General features: G+C 42.3%; 22 protein-coding genes. 20 read left to right on the forward strand and 2 right to left on the reverse strand.

What is annotated here, in order from left to right:
* The first annotated feature begins 77 nt into the window (after nucleotides 1-77).
* The 13 genes from L0M85_RS00740 (at nucleotide 78) to L0M85_RS00800 (ending at nucleotide 15,869) form a co-directional block, all read left to right on the forward strand.
* Nucleotides 78-761, forward strand: a complete 684-nt coding sequence (locus tag L0M85_RS00740) for a helix-hairpin-helix domain-containing protein (protein ID WP_238656118.1) — start codon at nucleotides 78-80, stop codon at nucleotides 759-761.
* A complete protein-coding gene (locus tag L0M85_RS00745) occupies nucleotides 745-2,985 on the forward strand; it encodes a DNA internalization-related competence protein ComEC/Rec2 (protein ID WP_238656120.1) in 2,241 nt (746 codons plus the stop codon). Before L0M85_RS00740 ends, L0M85_RS00745 begins: the two co-directional genes overlap by 17 nt.
* Before the next feature lie 62 nt (nucleotides 2,986-3,047).
* A complete protein-coding gene (locus L0M85_RS00750; protein ID WP_238656122.1) occupies nucleotides 3,048-3,713 on the forward strand; it encodes a DUF805 domain-containing protein in 666 nt (221 codons plus the stop codon).
* On the forward strand, nucleotides 3,691-4,728 hold the full coding sequence (gene holA / locus L0M85_RS00755; RefSeq protein ID WP_238656124.1) for a DNA polymerase III subunit delta: 1,038 nt from the start codon (nucleotides 3,691-3,693) through the stop codon (nucleotides 4,726-4,728). Before L0M85_RS00750 ends, holA begins: the two co-directional genes overlap by 23 nt.
* Before the next feature lie 71 nt (nucleotides 4,729-4,799).
* Entirely contained in the window at nucleotides 4,800-5,405 is a 606-nt protein-coding gene (sodA, locus tag L0M85_RS00760; protein WP_238656126.1) for a superoxide dismutase, read from the forward strand.
* Between the two features lie 254 nt (nucleotides 5,406-5,659).
* Nucleotides 5,660-7,132, forward strand: a complete 1,473-nt coding sequence (locus L0M85_RS00765) for a helicase HerA-like domain-containing protein (RefSeq protein ID WP_238656128.1) — start codon at nucleotides 5,660-5,662, stop codon at nucleotides 7,130-7,132.
* 142 nt (nucleotides 7,133-7,274) lie between these two features.
* Entirely contained in the window at nucleotides 7,275-8,327 is a 1,053-nt protein-coding gene (locus L0M85_RS00770) for a serine hydrolase (RefSeq protein ID WP_238656130.1), read from the forward strand.
* Between the two features lie 144 nt (nucleotides 8,328-8,471).
* A complete protein-coding gene (locus L0M85_RS00775) occupies nucleotides 8,472-9,158 on the forward strand; it encodes a Crp/Fnr family transcriptional regulator (protein ID WP_238656131.1) in 687 nt (228 codons plus the stop codon).
* A 266-nt stretch (nucleotides 9,159-9,424) separates the two neighbouring features.
* Nucleotides 9,425-10,654: an arginine deiminase gene (gene arcA, locus L0M85_RS00780; protein WP_049514063.1), complete on the forward strand. Its 1,230-nt coding sequence runs from the start codon at nucleotides 9,425-9,427 to the stop codon at nucleotides 10,652-10,654.
* A gap of 95 nt (nucleotides 10,655-10,749) precedes the next feature.
* On the forward strand, nucleotides 10,750-11,766 hold the full coding sequence (gene argF / locus L0M85_RS00785) for an ornithine carbamoyltransferase (protein ID WP_006596657.1): 1,017 nt from the start codon (nucleotides 10,750-10,752) through the stop codon (nucleotides 11,764-11,766).
* An 85-nt stretch (nucleotides 11,767-11,851) separates the two neighbouring features.
* The gene (gene arcC, locus L0M85_RS00790) at nucleotides 11,852-12,796 is read left to right on the forward strand and encodes a carbamate kinase (RefSeq protein ID WP_048689208.1); all 945 of its coding nucleotides are present in this window, start codon (nucleotides 11,852-11,854) and stop codon (nucleotides 12,794-12,796) included.
* 203 nt (nucleotides 12,797-12,999) lie between these two features.
* Nucleotides 13,000-14,511: a YfcC family protein gene (locus L0M85_RS00795; protein ID WP_006596655.1), complete on the forward strand. Its 1,512-nt coding sequence runs from the start codon at nucleotides 13,000-13,002 to the stop codon at nucleotides 14,509-14,511.
* Nucleotides 14,512-14,528: 17 nt separating this feature from the next.
* The gene (locus L0M85_RS00800; RefSeq protein ID WP_238656133.1) at nucleotides 14,529-15,869 is read left to right on the forward strand and encodes a dipeptidase; all 1,341 of its coding nucleotides are present in this window, start codon (nucleotides 14,529-14,531) and stop codon (nucleotides 15,867-15,869) included.
* 197 nt (nucleotides 15,870-16,066) lie between these two features.
* Here L0M85_RS00800 and L0M85_RS00805 read toward each other — a convergent pair whose 3' ends face one another.
* Nucleotides 16,067-16,537 (reverse strand): arginine repressor, encoded by a 471-nt coding sequence (locus tag L0M85_RS00805; protein ID WP_048689219.1) that lies wholly within the window; start codon nucleotides 16,535-16,537, stop codon nucleotides 16,067-16,069.
* An 11-nt stretch (nucleotides 16,538-16,548) separates the two neighbouring features.
* A complete protein-coding gene (gene queA, locus L0M85_RS00810; protein WP_238656134.1) occupies nucleotides 16,549-17,577 on the reverse strand; it encodes a tRNA preQ1(34) S-adenosylmethionine ribosyltransferase-isomerase QueA in 1,029 nt (342 codons plus the stop codon).
* A 203-nt stretch (nucleotides 17,578-17,780) separates the two neighbouring features.
* Between queA and L0M85_RS00815 the strand changes: the two genes are divergently transcribed.
* From L0M85_RS00815 to pepF, 7 genes are all read left to right on the forward strand, one after another.
* Nucleotides 17,781-18,482: a glucosamine-6-phosphate deaminase gene (locus L0M85_RS00815; RefSeq protein ID WP_061563763.1), complete on the forward strand. Its 702-nt coding sequence runs from the start codon at nucleotides 17,781-17,783 to the stop codon at nucleotides 18,480-18,482.
* Nucleotides 18,483-18,589: 107 nt separating this feature from the next.
* Nucleotides 18,590-19,924: a DUF1958 domain-containing protein gene (locus tag L0M85_RS00820; protein ID WP_238656137.1), complete on the forward strand. Its 1,335-nt coding sequence runs from the start codon at nucleotides 18,590-18,592 to the stop codon at nucleotides 19,922-19,924.
* Between the two features lie 72 nt (nucleotides 19,925-19,996).
* Entirely contained in the window at nucleotides 19,997-21,160 is a 1,164-nt protein-coding gene (locus L0M85_RS00825) for an MFS transporter (protein ID WP_238656138.1), read from the forward strand.
* Between the two features lie 83 nt (nucleotides 21,161-21,243).
* Complete coding sequence (locus tag L0M85_RS00830; RefSeq protein WP_238656140.1) at nucleotides 21,244-22,533, forward strand: DUF1958 domain-containing protein; 1,290 nt, start codon at nucleotides 21,244-21,246, stop codon at nucleotides 22,531-22,533.
* A 139-nt stretch (nucleotides 22,534-22,672) separates the two neighbouring features.
* Nucleotides 22,673-23,227, forward strand: coding sequence for a hypothetical protein (locus L0M85_RS00835; RefSeq protein WP_238656141.1), 555 nt, complete (start codon nucleotides 22,673-22,675; stop codon nucleotides 23,225-23,227).
* Nucleotides 23,228-23,543: 316 nt separating this feature from the next.
* Nucleotides 23,544-24,494: a competence protein CoiA family protein gene (locus tag L0M85_RS00840; protein ID WP_238656143.1), complete on the forward strand. Its 951-nt coding sequence runs from the start codon at nucleotides 23,544-23,546 to the stop codon at nucleotides 24,492-24,494.
* Nucleotides 24,495-24,563: 69 nt separating this feature from the next.
* Nucleotides 24,564-26,366, forward strand: coding sequence for an oligoendopeptidase F (gene pepF, locus L0M85_RS00845; RefSeq protein ID WP_238656145.1), 1,803 nt, complete (start codon nucleotides 24,564-24,566; stop codon nucleotides 26,364-26,366).
* Nucleotide 26,367 lies beyond the last annotated feature (1 nt).

Here is a 26,367-nt window from a genome sequence, read left to right on the forward strand (position 1 = left end):
TCAAAAATCATGTGATTTTTGACTTTCTTTTTTATTTCTTCAATTTTTTACGAATAATAAAAATAAAAGGGGTATTTATGGAGACGTGGATTGAGAAGATCAAGGAATATAAACTGTTTTTAGGTTTGGCTGCTGTGGGGCTAGTGATGGGAGGAGTATTTCTCTTTTGGCCTAAGCAACCCCCACAAGCACCGGAAACTGTCATTTCACAGTTAGAAATGGTGGATCAGGAGACGTCTCCTAAGGAAGACACAAGCCTCTCTTCTAGCTCTCAACAGAGGAGTGAGGAAAAGATGGAGCCCACTCAAGAGAGAATCATTGTGGATGTGAAGGGTGCTGTTAGACAGGCAGGGGTCTACGAACTTCCAGTGGGGAGTCGGGTCTATGACGCTGTCCAAAAAGCAGGAGGGATGACAGATGAAGCTAATAGCCAATCCGTCAACTTAGCGCAAAAATTGGAGGATGAGTCCATCGTCTATGTTGCTAAGAATGGAGAGGAGGTATCTCCTGTTGCATCCGCATCTGCATCTGCTGGGACGACCGGTGGCGAAAAGCAGTCAAAAGATGGAAAGGTCAATCTCAATACGGCAACAGAAGCAGAACTACAGACGATTTCTGGGATAGGTCAAAAGCGAGCCCAAGATATCATTGCTTATCGAGAGGAAAAAGGCAAATTTCAGTCTGTTGATGAACTGAAAAATGTTTCTGGGATTGGCCAAAAGACGATAGAAAAGTTAAAAGAGCATGTTACAGTGGATTAGAAGTCTCCATATTCATTTATTTCATCTCACCCTGCCAGTCTTATCTCTCTATTATTGGATGTACACGGGACACTGGCTCGCTCTAATCTTCCTTCTGGCTTTCCTCATCTTGTTTAGGAGACGCTACGGGGACAAACGATTTTTGTGCCTCATAGGGTTTCTTTCCCTCTTTGCCCTTTGTTTTGCTTTCCGGATCGAACAAGGAAGACGAGAGTCAAGCGATCATAGGGTCCCAAGGGTTATTCAGCTTTTACCGGATACCATCAAGGTGAATGGAGATGCTTTATCTTTTCGTGCGAAGTCGGGTGACCGTACTTTTCAGGTTTTCTACCAGCTTCAGTCAGAGGAAGAACAAGCTTATTTTAAACACCTGGATCATGGGCTAGAATTACGGATCAAAGGGGAATTAGAAACACCGACCAAACAGCGTAATTTTATGGGCTTTGATTACCAGGCTTATCTGAAGACACAAGGGATCTATCATCTTTTGAAAATTAGCCACATCCTTGAAAAGAAAGTAGCTGAGCCTAGCGATGTGATAGGAATTCTTTCTAGTTGGAGGCGGAAGGCCCTTGTATGGGTCCATCAGCATTTCCCCCAGCCCATGAGTCACTACATGACGGGCTTGCTTTTTGGTTTTTTAGATGTGGAGTTTGAAGAAATGAGCCAGCTGTATTCGAACTTGGGAATTATCCATCTGTTTGCCTTGTCGGGCATGCAGGTTGCCTTCTTCTTAGATGCCTTTCGACGCTTCTTTCTCCGCTTGGGATTGGAGCAGGAAAAGGTTGCCTATCTGCTCTATCCGTTTTCACTTCTTTATGCTGGGATGACAGGTTTTTCGGTTTCGGTCGTTCGAAGCCTCTTACAGAAACTCCTAGCCCAGGCTGGGCTCAAAGGAATGGAAAATATGGGAATCACTCTTCTTTTATTGATTGTTCTCCTACCTTCCTCCTTATTAACTGCTGGAGGTCTCTTATCCTGCGCCTATGCCTTTATATTGACGCTCACCTCTTCCGAAGAGGAGAAGTCGGGAATCCGAAAAGTCGTCAAGGAAAGTCTAGTGTTAACACTAGGGGTTCTTCCTTTTCTCATTTTTTTCTTTGGAGAATACCAACCCTGGTCCCTTCCTCTAACCTTTATTTTTTCTCTCTTATTTGACCTTCTGTTGTTGCCAGGACTGAGTGTTGTCTTTCTCCTTTCTTTTCTTTATCCCTTGACCTTCTGGAATCCTTTCTTCGTCTGGATGGAAAAAAGTATGGAGTATTTAGCGAGCTTCACTAGTCAATCCTTGGTTTTCGGGCAGCCAAGCATTTATTATTTTATCTTGCTCTTGTGCTTGCTGGCTTGTCTCTATGAGATGCGAAAGGTTAAGAAATGGAGATACCTATTTTTACTCTTAGTATGCTCTGTATTCGCCCTTGTGAAGCATCCTTTAGAAAATGAGATTACCATCATTGATATTGGTCAAGGTGATAGTATTTTGCTACGTGATTGGCGAGGGAAAACCATCTTAATTGATACAGGAGGAAAAGTGGACTTTGGCCAAAAGGAGGAATGGAAGAAGCGAAGGTCTACTAGCAATGCAGAACGGACCCTGCTCCCCTATCTCAAGAGCAGGGGGATTGACCAGATTGATCATATGATTCTCACGCATACTGACACAGATCATATGGGAGATTTGGAAGTGCTTGCGGCTAAGGTTAGGATAAAGGAAATAAATATTTCTAAGGGAAGCTTAAAGAAAGACTCTTTTGTCCGCTTGCTCAAACGGTTGAACTTACCGGTAAAAACGCTAGAGGTTGGAAATCGGTTATCAATCTTTGATGGGAGTGCAGAAGTCCTCTATCCGGTAGAAGTAGGAGATGGGAGTAATAATGATTCCATTGTTCTCTATGGACGCTTTTATGGGTGGTCCTTCCTTTTTACAGGAGATTTAGAAGAAGAAGGGGAAAAGACCTTGTTAGCCCGTTATCCTCAACTGCGCGTGGATGTCCTAAAAGCAGGCCACCATGGTTCCAAGGGTTCTTCTCACCCTGCCTTCTTAGAGAAAATCCAAGCAAAAATTGCCTTGATATCTGCGGGCGAAAAAAATCGTTACCAGCATCCTCACCAGGAAACCTTGGAGCGCTTCAAAGAGTTGCAGATGACTGTTTTTCGTACAGATCAGCAAGGAGCGATTCGTTTTAGAGGGTGGAATCAGTGGAAGATTGAAACCGTTCGATAGGAGCTGTTTGATTTCTAGCTTGAAAATTGCTATGATAAAGTCAAGGAAATGAGGTTACAAGTATGAAATCATTACAGTTATTTTGGACGCAATATGCTGATTTTTCTAGAAGATCAGATAGAAAAGAATTTTGGATCAGCCAAGTCTGGCATTTATTGTTTACAAGTCCTTTTTGGATTTACCAATTGGTCTTATTCTTTTCAAATTCGAAATCAGAGGAAGAGGTGATTCCCTTGACCGGGATGGACGTTTCAACTTGGTTCAGCATCTTTTTTCTCCTCTATCTCTATCTTATTTTTGTTCCCCAGCAAGCAGTAGTCGTTCGACGATTGAGAGATGCGGGTTTTCATTGGTCGTTGATTTTCCTATTTCTAGGCCCTATCTTGCTCTACCTTTTATCTCCTATCTCCATTTTTCTAGTCTTAGCTCTTGCGGGTTTGCTTTGTTTGGCATGTCTCTTGCTCCTTCCAAGTGCTAGGCTTGCGCAACAGGACCAAAATGCTTCTCAAGAATTTGATTCAGTGGGTCCCGAGGTCTCTTCGCCAAGTGTGCCATCCCATTTGATGGATCCCAACAGTTTTTCAGCTATTCCCCAGATTGTTTCGGCTCCACCAACTCCACTAGAGAAAGCACCGCTTGAAAAGAAAATGGAATCGGAACAGACCCAGCATCAGTTTAGAGAGTGGAATGAGGTACCTTCAGAACATGCAGGCTTTACAAACAATTAAAAAGATCAGTGCTGAGAACCTTCCTCCTATCCTAGTTTTATCAGGAGATGACATCGGTCAGTTTGAGTGGATGAAAGAGCAACTTTTAAAGAAAGTAGGCTACGATTCATCTGATTTGAACTACTCCTATTTTGACATGAAGGAAACAGCATATGCAGAAGTTGAGCTTGACTTGGTCAGCCTTCCTTTTTTTGCGGATGAAAAAATAGTGATTTTGGATCATTTTGTCGATGTGACGACCGCAAAAAAAAGATACCTGTCAGATGATGAATTGCAGTCCTTTGAAGATTACTTAGCGGCACCTTTAGAAACGACTCGCTTAATTGTTATTGCGGAAGGAAAACTGGATAGCAAGCGAAGAATTGTCAAGCTCTTAAAACGGGATGCCCAGTTGCTGGAGGCGAGTGAATTAAAAGAGCAGGAGTTGCGTGCCCATTTCACGGAAGAGATCAAGTCTCTAGGGCTATCGATTGATTCACAAGCCTTCGACCAACTTTTGATCAAATCTGGCTTTGATTTTAGTGAGATTCAGAAAAACTTGGAGTTTCTTAAAACCTACAAGGGAGCTTCAAGCATCACTATCACAGATATAGAAGATGCTATTCCAAAGACACTCCAGGATAATCTGTTTGATCTGATACAGATGATCCTAAAGAAACAAATTGATTCCGCCCGTAGTTTGGTTAAGGACCTTCGGTTACAAGGAGAGGATGAAATCAAGCTTCTGGCCATCTTGTTGAGTCAGTTCCGCATCTTCACACAGGTTAAGCTATTGAAGCAAGAGGGACGGACAGAATCCCAAATCGTTTCAGACCTATCAGAGCTGACCGGTCGAAAAGTAAACCCCTACCAAGTCAAATTTGCCCTAAGGGATAGTAGAGGGATATCTCTATCTTATTTGGAGCAGGCGATTTGTCTTTTGATTGATACCGACTTCCAAATGAAATCGGGAACCTATGAGAAAGATTATCTATTTGATTTGGCTGTACTAAAGCTGGCCAACCCATCTGTGTAAGCAGAATAGTTGAATAAATTAGATGATTGCGTTATCATTTTTATATACATAAAGAAATAGAGGTATTTTCCATGGCAATTATTTTACCAGATCTTCCGTACGCATACGATGCATTGGAACCATACATTGATGTTGAAACCATGCACTTGCACCATGATAAACACCATCAAACTTACGTAAACAATGCAAATGCAGCTCTTGAAAAACACCCTGAAATTGGTGAAGACCTTGAAGCTTTGTTGGCAGATGTAGAATCTATCCCAGCTGATATCCGCCAAGCGCTTATCAACAACGGTGGTGGACACTTGAACCACGCTCTTTTCTGGGAATTGATGACTCCTGAAAAGACAGCTCCTTCAGCAGAACTTGCAGCAGCAATCGACGAGGCCTTCGGTTCATTCGAAGAATTCCAAGCAGCTTTCACTGCAGCAGCAACTACTCGTTTCGGTTCTGGATGGGCATGGTTAGTTGTGAACAAAGAAGGGAAGCTTGAAGTGACTTCAACAGCTAACCAAGACACACCAATCTCAGAAGGGAAGAAACCAATCTTGGGCTTGGACGTTTGGGAACATGCCTACTACGTGAAATACCGCAACGTTCGTCCTGACTATATCAAAGCTTTCTTCTCAGTGATTAACTGGAACAAAGTAGACGAGCTTTACGCAGCAGCTAAATAAGCTTTCATAATAAAAAAAGTTTGAATCAAGAGGTCCCTTAAAGGATCCCCTCGATTCAGGCTTTTTATTTTTCGAATTGGCCAACATAGTCTCAAATGAATCCCCCATTTTAGGAGGGATATTTCTTGCGTTTATACCTGAAAATGATACACTAGAAGAGTATGTGAAAGTGAGGAGAAAGGCTTCCTACATAAGAAAGAAGCCGTGTCACTTTTTCTGAAAAAAACTGTACCTCAACAAAAGGGAGAATAAAAATGACAAGTATTACGATTACAAAAGGAGCAGTGGATACGCCACTTTATCTAAAAATGCTCAACCGCCACGGGTTAATTGCAGGGGCTACTGGTACAGGGAAAACCGTGACCCTAAAAGTCATAACTGAAAAATTAAGTCAGCAAGGGATTCCGGTGTTTCTAGCAGATATCAAGGGAGATCTTTCAGGTCTTGCTAAAGCAGGACAATGGACACCAAAGATGGAAGAGCGCTATAAACTACTTGGTATTACAGATCCTTTTGAACCTCAAGCTTTTCCAGTTCGCTTATGGGATGTCTTTGGTCAAGCAGGTCATCCGGTCCGTGCAACGATTGAAGGAATGGGCTCTCTTTTGCTAGCTCGCTTATTGGACCTCAACGAAACACAAACAGGGATTTTGGCTATCGTCTTTAAATTAGCCAAAGAAAAAAATTGGCCTTTGATTGATCTGAAGGATTTACAGAGTCTTTTGAAGGAAGTCTATGACCATGCCTCAGATTATTCAGCTCAATACGGCAATATCAGTAAACAATCAGTAGGGGCTATTCAACGAAGCTTGTTAGTGCTAGAGCAAGAGGGAGCAGATCAATTCTTCGGAGAGCCAGCCTTGGATCTTCAAGATTTTATGCAATTGGATAGCAGTGGACGAGGCTACATCAACATTCTATCAGCGACTCGTCTCTTCAACTCCCCTAAGCTCTATTCAACCTTCCTGATCTGGATGTTGTCTCGTCTGTTCGAAACCTTGCCAGAAGTTGGAGATCTAGAAAAACCGAAATTTGTCTTCTTCTTTGATGAAGCCCACCTCTTGTTTAATGATGCGAGCAAGCTCTTCCTTGAAAAAGTTGAGCAAGTCGTTCGCCTCATCCGGTCTAAAGGAGTGGGGATCTACTTTATTACACAGAATCCTCAAGATCTTCCTGAATCTGTATTGGCCCAGCTTGGGAATCGTGTCCAACATGCCTTGCGTGCCTATACGCCAAAAGAAATGAAAGCTATCAAAGTTGCTGCTCAAAGTTTCCGACCAAACCCAGAGTTTGATACGGAAACTGTCTTGACGGAGTTGGGAACAGGGGAAGCTCTAGTTTCCTTCCTAAATGAAAAGGGGCAACCAAGTGTGGTGGAACGTTCTTATATTTTGTCTCCACAATCGAGTTTTGATTTGTTAAACGAGAGTGAACAGTTGGCCTTGATTACCAGCTCTCCTTTCCATCAAAAATATGCTGTTCGAGTAGACAATGAATCAGCTTATGAAAAATTGACTGAAAAATCTGCTAGAGAAGAGAAGGAAAAGGAGCAGGAAGCGGAAGAAAAGACAAGAGTTGCAGAAGAGAAGGCTAGCCAAAAACGGAGTCCGGGCCGTCCACGGAAATCTAGTATAGAAAAGGCCAAAGATTCCTTTATCAGTTCCTTGTTCCGTACCATTGCGCGTGAAGTTGCTAAATTGATTATGGGATCCTTTAAGCGCAAATAAGACAGTAAAAGGGGGACAGATTCATAGGAACAGAAGGAAGGATTGAGTCGGGATTGTTAAAAAAGTTTCTTCCAGAAGAAATCGTTTTCTGATCCAGAAATACCTTGTTATTTTAAAGAGAATCTTTTATAATTAACTTCATATGAAAAAAATATTTAATGTTCGATCGATCATGATTGTATTAGGAATTTTACTATGTATAGGAGGAGTTGGAGCGTTAACTTACCTTCATCTTCATCAGGCTCCAGCTTCGCCTCTTGCTCAAGAGGGAACGACGGCTCAACCAGCTGAGTCCAAGGAAGAGAAGCAGCCTCCCCAACCTCCTCGTGTCAAAACTCCTGAGGAGAAACAAGTCGTCATGGATCAAGATCGTGAAGCCATGGAAAATTTGGGTCTTGTCTATGATTATGCCAATAAAGGCTTGGTAGAAGTTGTACAAGACTATATGGCAGAGTATGGTATTGATCCTTCCCAAATTACCTTTACCTATAAAAATCCTGCGACAGGTCAACAATTTTCTATGAATGAGTTACAGCCAATGACAGCGGGAAGTACTTATAAACTGCCCCTAAATATGTTAGTCGTGGATGAAGTCGATGCAGGGAAGTTAAATTTAAAGGATGAATTTGATATTACCAATACTTACTACGAGTACCTTGGAGAGCATGATAATTATGTAGCTGCCTTTGGTGGAGCTATGACGATTCCAGATATGCAACGTTATTCTCTTGTCTATTCAGAAAATACGCCGGCATATGCCTTGGCCGACCGCTTTGGTGGCATGGACAATGTCTATGAGAAGTATAAAAAATATGGAAAATCCCGTGCAGAAATAAAAACCATTAGTCCTGAAAACAAAACGACATCTGATTACTATATTCAAGTCTTGGACTATCTTTGGAACCACAAAGAAAAGTATGCGACCTTGCTAGAATTAATCGGAGAGTCCTTTCCAAATGAATACTACAAACGGTATTTACCAGATTTAGTCATTCAGCAAAAACCTGGTTATGTAGCGGAAGCATTGAATGTCGAAGCTATTGTTTACGAACAAACTCCTTATCTTATCTCGATTTTTACAGCTGGTCTAGGGGGGACAACCCCAGAAAGTACAGAGATCAGTGGTTACGGTCTTCATTTACTTGGTCAACTCTGCTATGTGATCAATGAATGGCACCGTGTAAATGTCAATTAAGGAATTAGAACCTTTCCCAAGATAGTTTTGGGAAGGTTTTTTCTATGCAAAAATATGGTTTAATGGTTAAAATCTTGGTGACATTCTTTGAGGTCAGTGAATAAATATGATATAATAACTAAAGAACCCAAAGAAAGAATAAAAATGATTACAAAAGAAGATTATCAGTTGATTCGATCCCATCCAGCTTTCTCTGAAATTCCAGTTGATAAATTTGATAAATTAGCTGTAGAAATCCATTATAGAGAAATTCCAAAGGGACAAATCCTATTTTTTGCTGGTGATAAACGCGATCGTATCTTTTTAGTGGTGGAAGGCTATGTCCGTATTGAGGAGTTTGATTCTTCAGACACCTTCTCGTATATGGATTACATCAAAGAAGGAGCTGTCTTCCCATACGGTGGTATGTTTTCGGATTCAACTTATCACTATACAGCTACATCCATGACAACGGTAAAATATTTCAATATCCCTGTTCAGCTTTATGAAGAAATTGTTCAGTCCAGTATGGAACAAGTTCTCTTTATAACGAGAAAACTTTCAAAAATTCTGGAATTCCAAGAGTTGCGGCTTCGTAATGTGGTCGCAGCTAGTGCCAGTGATCGTGTGATCCAATCCCTAGCTCTACTCTGTAAGGATTATCAAAAGTTCGGTCCAACCATTCCTTTTCCGATGAGTATGAAAGAGTTGGCCAGATTAGCTGCGACGACTAGAGAAACCGTCAATCAAGTGTTAAAGAAGCTCCTAGAAGAGGAGAGAATCGAGTACAAGCATAAGAAATTAACCTTTCTCGATCTTCCATTCTTTTTAGATAGTTTTGAAGAAGCCTAGTAGGGCTTCTTTTGCTTTCTGTCAAAAACGTTAAAAAGTTTTTAAAATCAAACAAAAAAATAATTACTCACAAAAAGAATATATTTAGTAGAATACCCAAAGAAAGCGGTTCATAATTCATAAAACAAGGGTAATATTTAAAAAAGTGTCAGATTCTTGGCGTTCGTAATGGAAGATTGGCTGTGAAAGCGGTACCAATTGGTGATAAAATAAAACTTGTAAACGGGATTAGCTAAGCTAAACCGCAAGAAAAAGGAGGACTATAGATGTCTACACACCCAATTCATGTTTTCTCAGAAATTGGAAAACTGAAAAAAGTTTGTTTGCACCGTCCAGGTAAAGAGTTGGAAAACTTGATGCCTGACTATCTTGAACGTCTTCTTTTTGATGATATTCCTTTCTTGGAAGATGCTCAAAAAGAACACGACGCATTTGCTGAAGCACTTCGTAACGAAGGTATCGAAGTACTTTATCTTGAACAGTTAGCTGCTGAGTCATTGACTTCTCCAGAAATTCGCGATCAGTTCATCGAAGAATACCTTGAAGAAGCGAACATTCGTGGACGCCAAACAAAAATTGCGATCCGTGAATTGCTTCACAGCATTGAAGACAACCAAGAATTGGTTGAAAAAACAATGGCAGGGGTTCAAAAAGCTGAACTTCCAGAAATTCCTGAAGAAGCAAAAGGATTGACAGACCTTGTTGAATCTGACTATCCATTTGCTATCGACCCAATGCCAAACTTGTACTTCACACGTGACCCATTTGCGACAATTGGTAATGCAGTATCACTGAACCACATGTACGCAGATACACGTAACCGTGAAACTTTGTATGGTAAATACATCTTCAAATACCACCCAGTTTACGGTGGAAAAGTTGAACTTGTCTACAACCGTGAAGAAGATACTCGTATCGAAGGTGGAGATGAGTTGGTACTTTCTAAAGATGTATTGGCAGTTGGTATCTCACAACGTACTGATGCTGCATCAATCGAAAAATTGTTGGTAAACATCTTCAAGAAGAACGTTGGCTTCAAGAAAGTATTGGCCTTCGAATTTGCTAACAACCGTAAATTCATGCACTTGGATACAGTATTCACAATGGTGGACTACGATAAATTCACAATCCACCCAGAAATCCAAGGGAACCTTCGCGTCTTCTCTGTAACTTATGAAAACGAACAATTGAAGATCGTTGAAGAAAAAGGTGATTTGGCTGAATTGCTTGCTGAAAACCTTGGTGTTGAAAAAGTTACATTGATTCCATGTGGAGATGGCAACGTCGTTGCTGCTGCGCGTGAACAATGGAACGACGGATCAAATACTCTTACAATCGCACCAGGTGTGGTAGTAGTATACGACCGTAACACTGTTACCAACAAGAAATTAGAAGAATACGGACTTCGTTTGATCAAGATCCGCGGAAGTGAATTGGTTCGCGGTCGTGGTGGACCTCGTTGTATGTCAATGCCATTCGAACGTGAAGAAATCTAATCATCCTTCTACAGGTTAGACGGGCTCAGTGTCTAAACTGAGCCCTCTAAACTGATAGACAGGATCTTATCATGCATAATTAAAGGAGATAATTAATGACAACTTCAGTATTCCAAGGACGTAGCTTTTTAGCAGAAAAAGACTTTACACGTGCAGAATTAGAATACCTTATCGGACTTTCAGCTCATTTGAAAGACCTTAAAAAACGCAACATTGACCACCGCTACCTAGCTGGTAAAAACATTGCGCTTTTGTTTGAAAAAACTTCAACTCGTACTCGTGCAGCCTTCACTACTGCAGCTATCGACCTTGGTGCTCACCCAGAATACCTTGGTGCAAACGACATCCAACTTGGTAAAAAAGAATCTACAGAAGATACTGCTAAAGTTCTTGGACGTATGTTTGATGGTATTGAATTCCGTGGTTTCAGCCAACGCATGGTTGAAGAATTGGCTGAATTCTCAGGTGTTCCAGTATGGAATGGTTTGACTGACGAATGGCACCCAACTCAAATGCTTGCTGACTACTTGACTGTTCAAGAAAACTTTGGACGTTTGGAAGGTTTGACACTTGTATACTGTGGTGACGGACGTAACAACGTTGCAAACAGCCTTCTTGTAACAGGTGCTATCCTTGGTGTGAACGTACACATCTTCTCACCAAAAGAACTCTTCCCAGAACAAGAAATTGTTGAATTGGCAGAAGGATTCGCAAAAGAAAGTGGTGCTCATATCTTGATTACTGAAGATGCTGACGAAGCTGTGAAAGGTGCAGATGTACTTTACACTGACGTTTGGGTATCTATGGGTGAAGAAGACAAATTTGCAGAACGCGTTGCCCTTTTGAAACCTTACCAAGTAAACATGGAATTGGTTAAGAAAGCTGATAACGAAGACTTGATCTTCTTGCACTGCTTGCCAGCTTTCCACGACACAAACACTGTTTATGGTAAAGATGTTGCTGAAAAATTCGGCGTAGAAGAAATGGAAGTTACTGACGAAGTGTTCCGTAGCAAATATGCTCGCCACTTTGACCAAGCTGAAAACCGTATGCACACAATCAAAGCGGTGATGGCAGCTACTCTTGGTAACTTGTACATTCCAAAAGTTTAAGACTTTATAACCGTATACCAACAGCTATAGGGGCTGGACTGCTAGCTTTAGTCCTGCCCCTATTTTTTATAGAAAGGGAAAACCTATGTCAAGAAAAATCGTCGTTGCTTTGGGAGGAAATGCTATTCTCTCATCTGATCCTTCTGCAAAAGCTCAACAAGAAGCACTTGTAGAAACAGCAAAACACTTAGTAAAATTAATCAAAAATGGGGATGACTTGATCATCACTCACGGAAATGGTCCTCAAGTAGGAAACCTTTTGCTCCAACATTTGGCAGCAGATTCTGAAAAGAACCCAGCTTTTCCATTGGATTCATTAGTTGCTATGACCGAAGGAAGCATTGGTTTCTGGCTTCAAAACGCTCTTCAAAATGCTCTTCTTGAAGAAGGCATCGAAAAAGATGTGGCTTCAGTTGTGACACAAGTCGTTGTTGATAAGAACGACCCAGCTTTTGTTAACCTCAGCAAACCAATCGGTCCATTCTACTCAGAAGAAGAAGCAAAAGCAGAAGCTGAAAAATCAGGAGCAACTTTCAAAGAAGATGCTGGTCGTGGCTGGCGTAAAGTTGTTGCTTCACCAAAACCAGTGGATATCAAAGAAATCAATACCATCCGTACCTTGTTGAACGACGGACAAGTCGTTGTCGCTGCTGGTGGTGGCGGTATCCCAGTTGTGAAAGAAGCAAATGGTAGCTTGACTGGTGTTGAAGCCGTTATCGATAAAGACTTTGCATCCCAACGTTTGGCTGAATTGGTAGAAGCAGACCTCTTCATCGTTTTGACAGGAGTGGACTATGTCTTTGTGAACTACAACAAACCAGACCAAGAAAAATTGGAACATGTCAATGTCGCTCAATTGGAAGAGTACATCAAACAAGACCAATTTGCACCGGGAAGCATGCTTCCTAAAGTAGAAGCTGCGATCGCCTTTGTAAATGGTCGTCCAGAAGGAAAAGCAGTCATCACTTCACTTGAAAACCTTGGCGCTTTGATTGAGTCTGAAAGTGGAACAATTATCGTTAAAGACTAATTCATGTACATGAGGAGGGGAGTAGATCTTATTTTTACAGGATTTTGTACAAAGATTCTCCCCTTGTTTTTTCTAAAAAAGATTAGGAAAAACTAGTTTTTTAATCTTAAATATGATAAAATGAACATATAGTTAAGCGCTTTCTAAAAGATAAACCTTTTGAAAGAGTCACTCAAACTTTGTTGCGTTAGGAGGATAAGCAAATGAGTGAAAAAGCGAAAAAAGGGTTTAAGATGCCTTCATCTTATACCGTATTGTTAATCATCATTGCCATTATGGCAGTGTTAACTTGGATTATTCCAGCTGGTCAATACAAAGTTGACGATGGTGGTGCCATCATCGCAGGTAGTTATGAAGCTGTGAAACAAAATCCTCAAGGGATTTGGGACGTCTTGATGGCCCCAATCAATGCCATGCTTGGTAAAGCACCAACCAGTGCAGCCATTGACGTAGCCTTCTTTATCTTGATGGTCGGTGGTTTCCTTGGTGTTGTGAACGAAACAGGTACCCTTGATGTAGGGATTGCTTCTATCGTTCGTAAATACAAAGGCCGCGAAAAAATGTTGATCTTGATCTTAATGCCATTGTTTGCCCTTGGTGGGACAACTTATGGTATGGGTGAGGAAACCATGGCCTTCTATCCACTTCTTGTACCTGTTATGATGTCTGTTGGTTTTGACAGCTTGACAGGGGTAGCCATTATCTTGCTTGGTTCACAGATTGGATGTTTAGCATCTACCTTGAACCCATTTGCGACAGTTATCGCATCTGATACTGCAGGTATCTCAAGTGCTTCAGGTCTCTTGCTTCGTTTAATCTTCTGGATTGTCATGACAGCCCTTAGCACCTACTATGTATACCGTTACGCTGATAAAATTCAAAAAGACCCAACCAAATCTCTCACCTATGCTACTCGTGAAGAAGATTTGAAACACTTCAACGTTGATAGTGGCGAAGAAATTCCTTCACAAATGAACAAGAAACAAAAACGTGTCTTGCTCGTCTTCATTTCAACATTCGTCATCATGGTTGCTGGATTTATCCCATTCAAAGATTTGGGTATTACATTCTTTGACAGCTTTAACGAGTCTCTCCATAAAGTTCCTTACCTTGGTCAATTGATCGGTAACACAGATGCTCTTGGTACTTGGTACTTCCCTCAAACAGCTATGCTCTTTGCCTTCATGGGAATCCTTGTTGGTATCATTTATGGCTTGAAAGAAGAACAAATCATTTCATCCTTCATGAATGGTGCAGCTGACCTCTTGAGTGTTGCTATTATCGTAGCAGTAGCACGTGGTATCCAAGTCATCATGAACGACGGTATGATCACTGCAACAATTCTTCACTGGGGTGAAGAAGGACTTAAAGGTCTTTCATCTCAATTGTTCATTGTCTTGACTTACATTTTCTACTTGCCAATGTCATTCTTGATTCCATCATCATCTGGTCTTGCCAGCGCGACAATGGGTATCATGGCACCTCTTGGTAAATTCGTCAATGTACCAGCTAGCTTGATTGTTACAGCTTACCAATCTGCATCTGGTGTCTTGAACTTGATCGCACCAACTTCAGGTATCGTAATGGGAGCTCTTGCTCTTGGACGTGTTGAATTGAGTGCATGGTGGAAATTCATGGGTAAATTGGTCGTAGCGATTGTAGTGATTACCATTGCCCTTCTTCTACTAGGAACTGTGGTTCCATTCTTACAATAGAATAAAGTAGGTGTTTCATGAAAAATAGAATAAAGGACGATGTAAAAGAGCAGTTTTTAACCTCTCTTCAAACCATCATTTCTTATCCTTCGGTTTTAAACGAAGGCGAAAATGGAACACCGTTTGGACAAGCTATCCAAGATGTCCTTGAGAAAACGTTAGAAATTGCTCAAGAAATGGGCTTTCAAACCTATCTAGATCCTGAAGGATACTATGGATATGCAGAGATCGGTCAGGGGGAAGAACTCCTGGCCGTTCTTTGTCACTTGGATGTTGTTCCAGCCGGTGATTTAGAAGATTGGCAAACGCCACCTTTTGAGGCGACTCTGAAAGATGGATGGTTGATTGGACGTGGAGTACAAGATGATAAGGGACCATCGCTTGCGGCGCTTTACGCAGTTAAGAGCCTGCTCGACCAAGGAGTCGTATTTACCAAACGGATCCGCTTTATATTTGGTACGGACGAAGAAACTCTCTGGCGCTGTATGAACCGCTACAATCAGATAGAAGAAAAAGCAGATCTTGGCTTTGCTCCAGATTCGTCCTTCCCATTAACCTATGCTGAAAAAGGCTTGCTTCAAGTGAAGCTCCATGGACCAGGCTGGGAGGATCGTCCCTTACAAGCTGGTCGTGCCCTCAATGTGGTGCCAGATAAGGCAACTTATAAGGGGCAACGCTTAGAGGAACTCTTACCAGTTATCGAGCAAAGTGGTGTGAAGTATACAGAAGAAGCAGGAGCAGTAACCGTTCTAGGTCTGTCTAAACACTCCAAGGATGCGGCTGAGGGTGTCAATGCCATTGTAGGCTTAGCTGAAAGTCTTTCCTTGATCCAGCCTCATCCAGCCCTTCTCTTTATCGCAGATGCCGTTGGGGAAGAAGCGACAGGAGCAGCTCTCTTTGGTGAAATCAATGATGAACCAAGTGGTGCTCTTTCCTTCAATATTGCAACTCTCTCCATTGATGAACAGCAATCTGAAATCGGGATTGATATTCGGATCCCAGTCTTAGCGGATAAGGAGGCCTTGGTAAAACGTTTAAGTGAGGTGGCAGCTAGCTATCAACTTCAGTATGAAGAGTTTGATTATGTAGCTCCACTATACGTTCCATTAGACAGTCCATTGGTGAGTACTCTGATGGCGGTCTACCAAGAAGAAACGGGGGATCAGACCCCAGCTATGTCCTCAGGGGGAGCGACCTTTGCGCGAACCATGGAAAATTGTGTGGCTTATGGGGCCCTCTTCCCTGACGCTCTCCAAACAGAGCACCAGGCGAATGAACGAGCTAAACTGGATGATTTATATCGTGCAATGGAAATATATGCAGAGACCATTCGACGATTAGCAGCCAAGGAAGCTTAATATAGATTAGAAAAAAGAGGCTGGGACAAAAGTCCTAGCCTCTCAATTATTTTTGGATTGTCGAGAAAGACGCAGTGGTTGAGTGGGCTCTACTACGCTGATTTCATCAGCTTTTACAGCCCTACTCAACTGTGCGGAGGTGGGACGACGAAATCGAATTCTAACGAATTACCGATTTCTGTCCCACTCTCTTTCTTTTATTTGCTAAAGAAGAAAGGAGGGGTGAATTCTTTCAATTTTTCAAAGCAGTCCAAGGCCCCCTGATTGTCTTCACAAATGATAAGGCAGACGTCATCTCCGCAGACGGTTGCAACAATTTGCGGCAATTCAAGGGCATCTAAGATGGCCCCGAAGGACTGGGCCAGACCAGGTAGAGTTTTGACGACTACTTGGTTTTGGACGGGACGAAGCATGACAAGGGCATCTTCCATATAAAAACGCAGTCGGTTTTCCCAACGAGATGGGGCAATGCTATTGATGGCATAGTAAGAGCTATCCCCTTCGTTAATTTTTACCAGATTCAAGGATTTGACATCTCTCGAGAGGGTGGACTGGGTCACGATGATGCCGTTGGCTTCCAGGCTGTCCTGCAATTCTTGTTGGGTTCGAATTTTCTTTTCTGAAATAATAGACCGGATCAGGCGGTGGCGACTTTCAATCTTATTCATAAGGGCTCTCCTTATTTGATAAACATAGCATCTCCAAAGCTAAAGAAACGGTAGCCTTGGTCGATAGCGTGCTGATAAGCATCCAGAGTGAGTTCTCGACCTGCGAAGGCAGAAACGAGCATGACTAAGGTTGATTTTGGTAAGTGGAAGTTGGTTGAAAAGGCGTCGACAACCTGCCACTGATAGCCTGGTTTGATAAAGATATTGGTCCAACCAGAGTCGGCTTGTAACTCTCCATTAAACTTGTTCCCAATTGTTTCTAAAGTTCGGATAGAAGTGGTCCCAACGGCAACGATGCGGTGTCCACTTGCTTTGACTTGTCGAAGGTTTTGGGCGGCTTCTTCAGAGAGTTGATAAAATTCAGAATGCATCTCATGTTGGTCTAGATTATCGACGGATACAGGACGGAAGGTTCCCAGTCCGACATGAAGGGTTAAATAAACCAAGTGAACCCCTTTGTCTTCGATCTTTTGTAAGAGCTCTGGTGTGAAATGGAGGCCAGCTGTAGGAGCTGCGGCAGATCCATTTTCTTTGGCATAGACCGTCTGGTAACGTTCCTGATCTTCTAATTTTTCATGGATGTAAGGTGGTAGGGGCATTTCTCCTAAACTTTCCAAGACTTCAAGGAAAATTCCTTGGTAAGAAAACTCTACGATACATCCTCCGTGTTCCAGCTTTTTGATTAGGGTCGCTTGAAGACGTCCATCGCCAAAGCTGACGACCCCTCCCTCTTTGAGACGTTTGGCAGGTTTAGCAAGAACCTCCCATTGATCGCCCTCAATATTTTTTAAGAGAAGAAGCTCCACATGCCCTCCTGTATCCGGTTTGACCCCATGGAGACGAGCTGGAAGGACACGGGTATTGTTCATAACCAAAGCATCCCCTGGTTCTAATTCATTGATAATGGCGTCAAAATGCTGGTCTTCCATCTGACCCGTTTGTCGATTGAGGATTAGTAGTTTTGAGGCATCGCGCTTCTCTAGTGGGGTTTGAGCAATTAACTCCTCGGGGAGGTGGAAATCAAAGTCATTCGTGTTCATGTTCTCTCCTTGTATCTAAATTCTTCTATTTCTTACATTTAACCTTCCCCATTATATCATGAAATAATAGTGAAACAAAGGAAATCACTAGCCGAATTTTAAAGGGATGAAGGTAAAAAATCCTTTTCTAACATCAAGAAAGCGCTTGACAAAAATTGGTCTATACCATATAATGAATATAAGAAATAAGCGGAGGATTTATCATGAAAGTTATTGAAGTAGCCAATCAAGTCGAAGGAGGGCAGGTTGCTTTTGACCTGCTAAAAGAAAAGTTAGAGCAGGGTGCCAAAACTCTGGGGCTTGCGACTGGAAGCAGTCCACTTGAATTTTATAAATTGATTCGGGAGAGTGACCTGGATTTCTCAGACATGGTCAGTGTCAACTTGGATGAGTATGTCGGCTTGACGGGAGAAGATCCTCAATCTTATCGTTACTTTATGCAGGAAAATTTATTCAATGCAAAGCCTTTTAAAGTTAGCTATCTTCCAAAAGGAAACGAAGATACTGCAGAAGAAGAAACAGCTCATTACAATGAAATTTTGGCCCAACATCCAGTAGATCTGCAAATTCTAGGGATCGGTCGCAACGGCCACATTGGTTTTAACGAACCAGGCACGCCATTTGACAGCCAAACGCATTTGGTCCATTTGGATCAATCAACGATTGAAGCCAACTCTCGCTTCTTTGAAAAAATTGAAGATGTTCCAACTCAAGCCATCTCCATGGGGATTGCGAACATTCTTGCTGCCAAGTCTATCATTCTCTTTGCCTATGGAGAATCAAAAGCAGAAGCTATTGCAGGAATGGTTAATGGTCCAAAAACAGAGAGTTTACCAGCAAGTGCCCTTCAAGGTCATCCAGATGTCGTGATTATTGCTGACCAAGCAGCCTTGAGCTTACTGTAACCAGTTGAAAAAGAGAGACCTATCTGAAATATCCTGAAAGATAGGTTTTTTTATAGAGTGAAGTATGGTACAATAAGATAAAATTCTATATTTGAGGAAAATATATTTTGAAAAAGAAGTTGCTCGTTTTAGGAATCGTTGTCCTATCTCTGTTTCGGCCTCTGTCAATCGTAGCGGATGAGCTAGTGGATATGGCGCAAAAAATGTATCCCAATGATCATGTGCAAGCCTATAATCGACCAAGGTCCTCTCTCGTCATCGATGCGAATACCGGGGATGTTTTGTGGAGAGACAATATTGATGAAGTGCGGGATCCAGCAAGTATGAGTAAGCTTATGACTCTGTATCTGCTCTTCGAAACCATGAAAGAGGGGAAGATTACCAAAGATACGGTTGTCACTGCAACGGCTGCGGATCAATCCATGTCAAAAATCTATGAGATTTCCAACAATAACATCGTTGCAGGAGTGGACTATACGGTCTCTGAATTGATTACCATGACGGCTGTTCCATCCTCCAATGTGGCTACGATTATGTTGGCTAATCTCCTTTCTAACCACGATGCGGATGCCTTTATTCAGCGGATGAACGAAAAGTCCAAGGAGTTGGGGATGACCAATACCATTTGGAACAATCCGAGTGGAGCGGCCATTTCAACCTTCCAAGGTTTATATACCAGCTATAACTATCCAAATGATGCGGCCAACCAGACAACTGCAAGAGATTTGGCGATTCTCGTCTATCATTTCGTGAAAGAATATCCTGAGATCCTCAGCTATACCAATCAGGCTAAGGTGACCGTGAAACAAGGAACTCCTTATGAGGAGACTTTTGATACCTATAACTATTCCTTGCCAGGAGCTAGATATGCTCTTGAAGGAGTAGATGGTCTGAAGACAGGTTCGAGTCCACGCGGTGCCTTCAACTATATCGCAACCGCTAAACGAGGAGAGCAACGAATTATCTCCGTAGTCATGGGAGTTGGTGATTGGTCTGACCAGGATGGCGAATACTATCGACATCCATTTGGCAATGCCTTGATCGAAAAAGCTTTTGCAGATTATCGTTATAAGAAGTTATTGGATAAGGGTGTTCAGACGATTGATGGAAAGACCTACACACTAGATCAACCTTTCTATGCTACGGTGAAAAAGGGAGAAGAGGATCCAAAACTCGTTGTCAAAGATGGACAGGTTGAGGCGGATTCAGGCTTGATGACCCTATCAGAAAAGATTTCTGATGGACTTCCAGTAAAAGAAGGAGCAGTGAATCAATCGGATACCCAAAGTACTACGGCTTCAACTACAGGGAAATCCTTCCATTTTCCTCTTGAAAGCCTGGTCATTCTGATTCCAATTTTCATTCTTGCTATGATTCTGTATTTAGAAAGAGCCCATCGCAAACAACGTGCGCGCAAGGCTCAGGATCGATACAAAGAATAAAGGATCAAAACTCAACTGAAATCCAGTTGGGTTTTGTCATTGCCTCTTATTTCTCAAATTGAAAGGTAACTTATGAAAGCATTTCGAAATTCTTATCCTGCTTATTTATTTTTATATAGTTTTTACTTCATGTCGACTGCTCTCTTTACGACTCTGATCTCTGTCTATCTTATAGGCCGGCAGTATTCAGCTAGTCAGGTCTCTAATTTGGTATCAACGGCTTTTTTCTTATCCATGCTTGCCCAGCCCTTATTTGGTTATATCAATGAACGATTTGGTATTGTTAAAATCACCACTTTGAGCTTAGGAGTCCTCATGGCAGGAGTGGCTGGCTTCATCTGGGCCCCTAACTACTTTTGGTTGACAATTTTTTATGGCTTAGTTTTGCTGTGTCTAAATGGGACGGCTCCCATGATGGAGGTTTTCGCTACCCAGAGTTCCTATGCTTTTGGAAAAATCCGCGTTTGGGGGACACTAGGGTATGCGGCTGGAGCGCAACTAGCTGGTTGGCTCTATGCTCATCTTAGCCCCCGGTCTGTATACTATTTTGTTTTGGTAACTATCCTTCTTAGTTTCCTCACTTTAGGAGCTATTCGTATCGATAAGACCAATCAGGTACAGAAAGAAGCTGTATCGATCCGTCCTTTGTTCCACAATGGTCCCTATCTCTTTTTCTTACTTTTGATGGGGCTTGTGTCGGGCGTGGGCAATATTGGCCATACCTATATTCCAGCTCTCTTGATGGATAGTGGGCTCCCTGTTCAGATAGCCTCTACGGTTGTGGCCATATCTGTCGTAGTCGAAGCTCCCCTCATCTTTTTCTCAGATCGTTTTATGGACCATTGGCCCATGCGCTTACTGATTTTGCTTCCTGTGGGGATTCTCTTGCTCCAGTATCTCATCTATGCTCTTCCAAGTCCTGTCTTCTTAAAAGTGCTGGTCACTCTGTTGGCCAAGCATACGACGGGGATGGTCTTGGTTATGGTCTCCTTGCGTTTTATCTCCCAACAAGTGGATAAGAAAGATCTAGTCTTAGCCATGGCTCTCGTGCAGGGAGTGCGCTATCTTGGTACCATTCTCTTGCAACCGCTAGCAGCTTTCTTTGTGGATCACGGAGGATTTTCAATGATGAGTTACTTCTTGGTGACTGTCCTGGTCCTCGTCCTTCTACTAAGTCTCTTTTTAAAGATGCCAAAAGGAAAATCTCCAGGTCTCTTTGGGAACACGAAGGAGTAAAAAGTTTAGGAAATAAAGTTTGTGAATAGAAGGACTTATGCTATAATGGAGAACGATGATGTTTATGAAAGAAATGAGAGAGAATGAAGTTTAAACGTGCCTTATTTGCGACACTTTCCCTTAGTTGCCTATGTTTCCCAATGCTAGCAAAGGCGGATGATATTTACCAACAAGAAGATATCATGTCAATCACAGAAAAATCAGGGACTTCGGTGGATGAATTTTTCCGTCCCAAGGCTGATATTGTCGTTGATGCTCATACAGGAGCTATTCTTTATGGCGATAATATTGATGCTCCTCGTGACTCCGGTAGTATGGCCAAATTGATGTCCGTCTATGTTCTTCTGAGAGCTATTAAAGAAGGGCAGCTGGATTATGATACCATGATTACTGCGACAGATACGGATGTGATCATTTCTCAAAATCAGAAGTTGAGCAATAGTCCCATTGTTGCGGGGGCTCAATATAAGGTATCGACCCTCCTAAATATGATTTTTGTTCCTTCATCCAGTGCGGCTACCATCATGATTGCCAATAAGGTATCTGGAGGAGATCCAGATAAATTCTTGGATTTGATGAACCAGCGTGCTCAGGAAATTGGAATGACCAATACCAAGTGGAACAATCCTAATGGTGCCCCAACTGCAGTCCTAGATGGCTACTATAATCCGACCCGCTATGATCAAAATGCCATTAACCAAACAACCGCAAGAGATATGTCTATTTTGGCCTATCACATAGTTAACGAGTTCCCTGAAATCCTCAACTATACTAAAAATGCCAAGATAACCCTCTTCCAAGGGACAGATTATGAAGAAACCCATGAAAATTATAATTATTCCTTGGAAGGTGGAAGATATTCTCTAAAGGGAGCGGATGGCCTAAAAACTGGCTCTAGTCCGACAGCAGATTATAATTACACCTTGACGGTTAATCGCGGAAATCAGCGATTTGTTCAAGTCATTATGGGAGTCGGCAACTATGATGTGGAAATTGCAGAGAGCTTGCGACACGTCATTGGGAATGCCCTGATTGAAAGACTATATCAGGATTATGAGTACAAAGAGGTGTTGCCGGCGGGGGATCACACGATTCAGGGGCAAACCTATCACTTAGACAAACCCTTCTATGCTACAGTGAAAAGAGGGACCAATCCAGAGATCAGTGTTCAAAATGGCCAACTACAAATTGCCAATGGCTTGCAAACAGTATCTCCGTCCATTCAGCAAACGCAGGCTGTAAGCGCCGTAGAAGCGCCCTATCAGAAGACCACGAGTAGTCGTCAAAAAGGCTGGGATCCAATGTGGCTCTGTTGCTTCCTTCCTTTCATTTTTCTAAGAATTTTCTTTAACATAAGATATAAGAGAAAATAAAAAGATTTCCAAATAAATCGATAGACCGGAGATAGACTAATCTCTGGTCTTTTTTTTAAAAATCAGGGGACAGGTATGAATTGACGGCAATCTGGCTTGATGCTAGAATGGTAATGGAATGATAAAAAGGAGAAATTGAATGAAAAAAAGACTATTAACAATGGTTGCTTTAATGGGAGTGATTGGGCTAGTAGCCTGCTCAAATCAAGAAGGGACCTCGTCCAGTGAAAAGTCAGTTCAGGGAACAGCCCAGTCTTCTAGGTCCTCTCAGAGCAAGAAAGTGACCAGTTTGAAAGGATCCACAGAATCTCCTTTTGTTTTATATACAGATGAGGAACTTGAAAATGCCAGAACCGTTGGGGATTTTAAAGCTCTCTATGCTTTGATGATGGACCGAACAGTTACTCATTCGGAGGAAGCAGGAGCATCACTCACGGGCTCTGCAAAAGAGACCTATGAGACTTATCTGAAAAACTTGAAGGAGAAAATGGAAACCAGCAAGGCCCGTTTTAATGAATCCATGGATACGATAGGGCCTGAAGAAACCGATGTCCCGGAAGATGCTCGTGCAACCATTGTTGAAAAATTCGAAACAGCTCGAAAACAAGCTGAAGCATCTGAAAATGGGACCTCCCCATCAGCGGAAAGTCAAGATCCGGCATCAGACGAGAAAACGAGTGAGTCAAATCAATAAGCGGGGGACGTTATGAACATTCTCGTCTAAGATGAATGACCATTCGCTATACATGTCAGTAAGATCATATCTAAACAGAGGCTGGGACAAAAGTCCTAGCCTCTCAATTGTCTTTGGATTGTCGAGCAAGACGCAGTGGTTGAGTGGGCTCTACTACGCTGATTTCATCAGCTTTTACAGCCCTACTCAACTGTGCGGAGGTGGGACGACGAAATCGAATTCTAACGAATTACCGATTTCTATCCCACTCTCTTTTTTTCTTTCTCCTCTAATATAAGCGTCTTCGGTTACGAATTATATAAGTGGAGGTGATGACATGTTTATTGCGGCTGATGCAAAGCAACAGCGTTGGAATTGTTTGGAGAAGGTTCCGATGAAAAGAAATGGTCCCTTTGTCTGTCTCCTGTGTGGAAAGGAAGTCCGCTTAAAGAAAGGACGAGTGATGCGTCCTCATTTTGCTCACGTCAACCTAGAGGCTTGTCCCTTCCATCATGAAACGGAGAGTCCAGAACATTTGGAGTTAAAGTTGGAGCTTTATCGATGGGCCAAACAAAATACCCAAGCTGAAGTGGAAAGTACTTTGCAGGCTCTCCAACAGATTGCAGATGTTCTCCTTCCAGATCAAAAGATTGCCTTAGAAGTGCAATGTAGTTCCTTGTCTATGGAGCGTTTAAAAGAACGGAGCGATGCCTATCGCAAGCATGGTTATCAGGTCTATTGGTTGTTAGGGAAGAACTTATGGCTTAAGAAAAGTCTATCAGCTCTGCAAGAAGGTTTTGTCTATTTTAGCCAAAATAGGGGCTTTCATCTCTGGGAGTTGGACTTAGAACAGCAAGAAGTTCGACTCCACTATCTCATTCATCAAGACTTACGAGGGCGTCTTCATTATCGGACTCAACATTTTCCTTTTTATGGAAGGAATCTGTTAGAAGTTTTGCGGACCCCTTATGCCCAACAAGGCTTGCAACGAATGACGGTCCCTCTAGACCGACAGTTTAAGGACTATCTTCGTCAGCAGTTGTATTACCGGCATCCTAAGTGGATGGCCCTTCAGGAACAACTCTATCTGAAAGGAAAGCATCTACTGGACTTGGACTTGGAAGTCTTTTATCCCCTTTGTAGGCCACTGAAGTCTAGGAATTTTATCCAGATTAAGGGAGACTGGCAAAGCTATTACCAGAACTTTATGACCTATTATCTCCAAACCGGAATGAAAGCGACGCAGACTCTTTATTCGCCTCGTTTTTATCAGAACTGGAAAGCTTAAATTTCTGTCAATCAAATCCCACCAAATGCTAATATTATGTTAGAATAGAAGCATTGGAGGATTTTTGTAATGGTAAAACAACGAAATGAAATTGATGAAAAATACCAGTGGGATTTGTCGACCATTTTTGCGACAGACCAAGCTTGGGAGGAAGAAGCAACTGCTTTAGCTGCAGCCATTAAAGATGCTGCCCATTTTGCAGGTTCTCTATTGTCTTCTCCAGCCAACCTATTAGAAACCACAGAAGTTTATTTAGACTTGAGCCGTCGTTTGGAGAAGGTCTATGTCTACGCCCATATGAAGAATGACCAGGACACACGCGTAGCCAAATACCAAGAATTCCAATCAAAAGCGATGTCCCTTTACAGCCTTTTAGGGGAGACCTTTGCCTTCTACGAACCAGAATTTATGGAGATCACCGAAGAGCAATATGCTAACTTCTTGAAAGAAGCTCCTGCCTTAGAAGCTTATGCTCATTACTTTGATAAACTGCTAAAAACCAAAGAGCATGTCCTCTCTCAAAAAGAAGAAGAGTTGCTAGCAGGAGCAGGTGAAATCTTTGCTGCGGCAGGTGAAACCTTTGAGATTTTGGACAATGCCGATATCGTCTTTCCAATGGTGAAAGATGATCAAGGCCAAGAAGTGCAGTTGACCCATGGAAACTATATTTCTTTGGTAGAATCTAAGGATCGCCAAGTCCGTAAGGAAGCTTACCAGGCCTTGTATGGTGTCTACGAACAGTACCAACATACCTATGCTAAGACCCTTCAGACCAACGTCAAGGTTCACAATTACAATGCCAAGGTTCGCAAATTCTCAAGCGCGCGTGAGGCAGCTCTTTCTGCTAACTTTATCCCAGAGAGCGTCTACGATAGTCTGGTAGAAGCAGTGAATAAGCACTTGCCTTTGTTGCAACGCTACGTGAAACTCCGCTCAAAAATCTTGGGAATTGAAGATTTGAAGATGTATGATGTCTACACACCATTATCTTCTACCGATTACAAGTTCACCTATGAAGAAGCCCTTGCCAAGTCTGAACAAGCTTTGGCGGTGCTTGGTGATGACTACCTATCCCGCGTGAAGCGCGCCTTCACTGAGCGTTGGATCGATGTCCATGTCAACCAAGGAAAACGCTCAGGTGCCTATTCAGGTGGATCGTATGACACCAATGCCTTTATGTTGTTGAACTGGCAAGATACATTGGATAATCTTTTCACCTTGGTGCATGAGACGGGTCACAGTATGCACTCCAGCTATACCCGTGAAACCCAGCCTTATGTCTATGGGGATTATTCTATCTTCCTTGCTGAGATTGCATCTACAACCAATGAAAATATCTTGACTGAGCAACTGTTGTCAGAAGTAGAAGATGATGAGACCCGTTTTGCTATTCTCAACCACTTCTTGGATGGCTTCCGTGGAACAGTCTTCCGTCAAACCCAGTTTGCTGAGTTTGAACATGCGATTCACAAGGCCGACCAAGAAGGACAAGTCTTGACCAGCGAATTCTTGAATGAGCTGTATGCGGACTTGAATGAGAAATATTATGGTCTTTCAAAAGAAGACAATCCAGAAATCCAATACGAATGGGCTCGCATTCCTCATTTCTACTATAACTACTATGTTTTCCAATATTCGACTGGTTTTGCAGCAGCCTCTGCCTTGGCTGAGAAGATCGTTCATGGAACACAGGAAGATAAGGACAAATACCTAGAGTATTTGAAAGCTGGAAATTCGGATTATCCACTCAATGTGATCCGCAAGGCGGGTGTTGATATGGAAAAAGAAGACTACCTCCATGCAGCCTTTGAAGTCTTTGAACGTCGTCTCAATGAATTTGAGGCTCTCGTTGAAAAATTAGGATTGGCCTAAG

The sequence above is a fragment of the Streptococcus sp. DFI.7.26 genome, from assembly GCF_022240605.1.
In the GTDB taxonomy this organism is placed as follows: domain Bacteria; phylum Bacillota; class Bacilli; order Lactobacillales; family Streptococcaceae; genus Streptococcus; species Streptococcus xiaochunlingii.

What these genes read in the sequence shown, in the direction of transcription:
- L0M85_RS00740 (WP_238656118.1), top strand. Translation starts at nt 78, where the DNA reads ATGGAGACGTGGATTGAGAAGATCAAGGAATATAAACTGTTTTTAGGT.
- L0M85_RS00745 (WP_238656120.1), top strand. Translation starts at nt 745, where the DNA reads ATGTTACAGTGGATTAGAAGTCTCCATATTCATTTATTTCATCTCACC.
- L0M85_RS00750 (WP_238656122.1), top strand. Translation starts at nt 3,048, where the DNA reads ATGAAATCATTACAGTTATTTTGGACGCAATATGCTGATTTTTCTAGA.
- holA (WP_238656124.1), top strand. Translation starts at nt 3,691, where the DNA reads ATGCAGGCTTTACAAACAATTAAAAAGATCAGTGCTGAGAACCTTCCT.
- sodA (WP_238656126.1), top strand. Translation starts at nt 4,800, where the DNA reads ATGGCAATTATTTTACCAGATCTTCCGTACGCATACGATGCATTGGAA.
- L0M85_RS00765 (WP_238656128.1), top strand. Translation starts at nt 5,660, where the DNA reads ATGACAAGTATTACGATTACAAAAGGAGCAGTGGATACGCCACTTTAT.
- L0M85_RS00770 (WP_238656130.1), top strand. Translation starts at nt 7,275, where the DNA reads ATGAAAAAAATATTTAATGTTCGATCGATCATGATTGTATTAGGAATT.
- L0M85_RS00775 (WP_238656131.1), top strand. Translation starts at nt 8,472, where the DNA reads ATGATTACAAAAGAAGATTATCAGTTGATTCGATCCCATCCAGCTTTC.
- arcA (WP_049514063.1), top strand. Translation starts at nt 9,425, where the DNA reads ATGTCTACACACCCAATTCATGTTTTCTCAGAAATTGGAAAACTGAAA.
- argF (WP_006596657.1), top strand. Translation starts at nt 10,750, where the DNA reads ATGACAACTTCAGTATTCCAAGGACGTAGCTTTTTAGCAGAAAAAGAC.
- arcC (WP_048689208.1), top strand. Translation starts at nt 11,852, where the DNA reads ATGTCAAGAAAAATCGTCGTTGCTTTGGGAGGAAATGCTATTCTCTCA.
- L0M85_RS00795 (WP_006596655.1), top strand. Translation starts at nt 13,000, where the DNA reads ATGAGTGAAAAAGCGAAAAAAGGGTTTAAGATGCCTTCATCTTATACC.
- L0M85_RS00800 (WP_238656133.1), top strand. Translation starts at nt 14,529, where the DNA reads ATGAAAAATAGAATAAAGGACGATGTAAAAGAGCAGTTTTTAACCTCT.
- L0M85_RS00805 (WP_048689219.1), bottom strand. Translation starts at nt 16,537, where the DNA reads ATGAATAAGATTGAAAGTCGCCACCGCCTGATCCGGTCTATTATTTCA.
- queA (WP_238656134.1), bottom strand. Translation starts at nt 17,577, where the DNA reads ATGAACACGAATGACTTTGATTTCCACCTCCCCGAGGAGTTAATTGCT.
- L0M85_RS00815 (WP_061563763.1), top strand. Translation starts at nt 17,781, where the DNA reads ATGAAAGTTATTGAAGTAGCCAATCAAGTCGAAGGAGGGCAGGTTGCT.
- L0M85_RS00825 (WP_238656138.1), top strand. Translation starts at nt 19,997, where the DNA reads ATGAAAGCATTTCGAAATTCTTATCCTGCTTATTTATTTTTATATAGT.
- L0M85_RS00830 (WP_238656140.1), top strand. Translation starts at nt 21,244, where the DNA reads ATGAAGTTTAAACGTGCCTTATTTGCGACACTTTCCCTTAGTTGCCTA.
- L0M85_RS00835 (WP_238656141.1), top strand. Translation starts at nt 22,673, where the DNA reads ATGAAAAAAAGACTATTAACAATGGTTGCTTTAATGGGAGTGATTGGG.
- L0M85_RS00840 (WP_238656143.1), top strand. Translation starts at nt 23,544, where the DNA reads ATGTTTATTGCGGCTGATGCAAAGCAACAGCGTTGGAATTGTTTGGAG.
- pepF (WP_238656145.1), top strand. Translation starts at nt 24,564, where the DNA reads ATGGTAAAACAACGAAATGAAATTGATGAAAAATACCAGTGGGATTTG.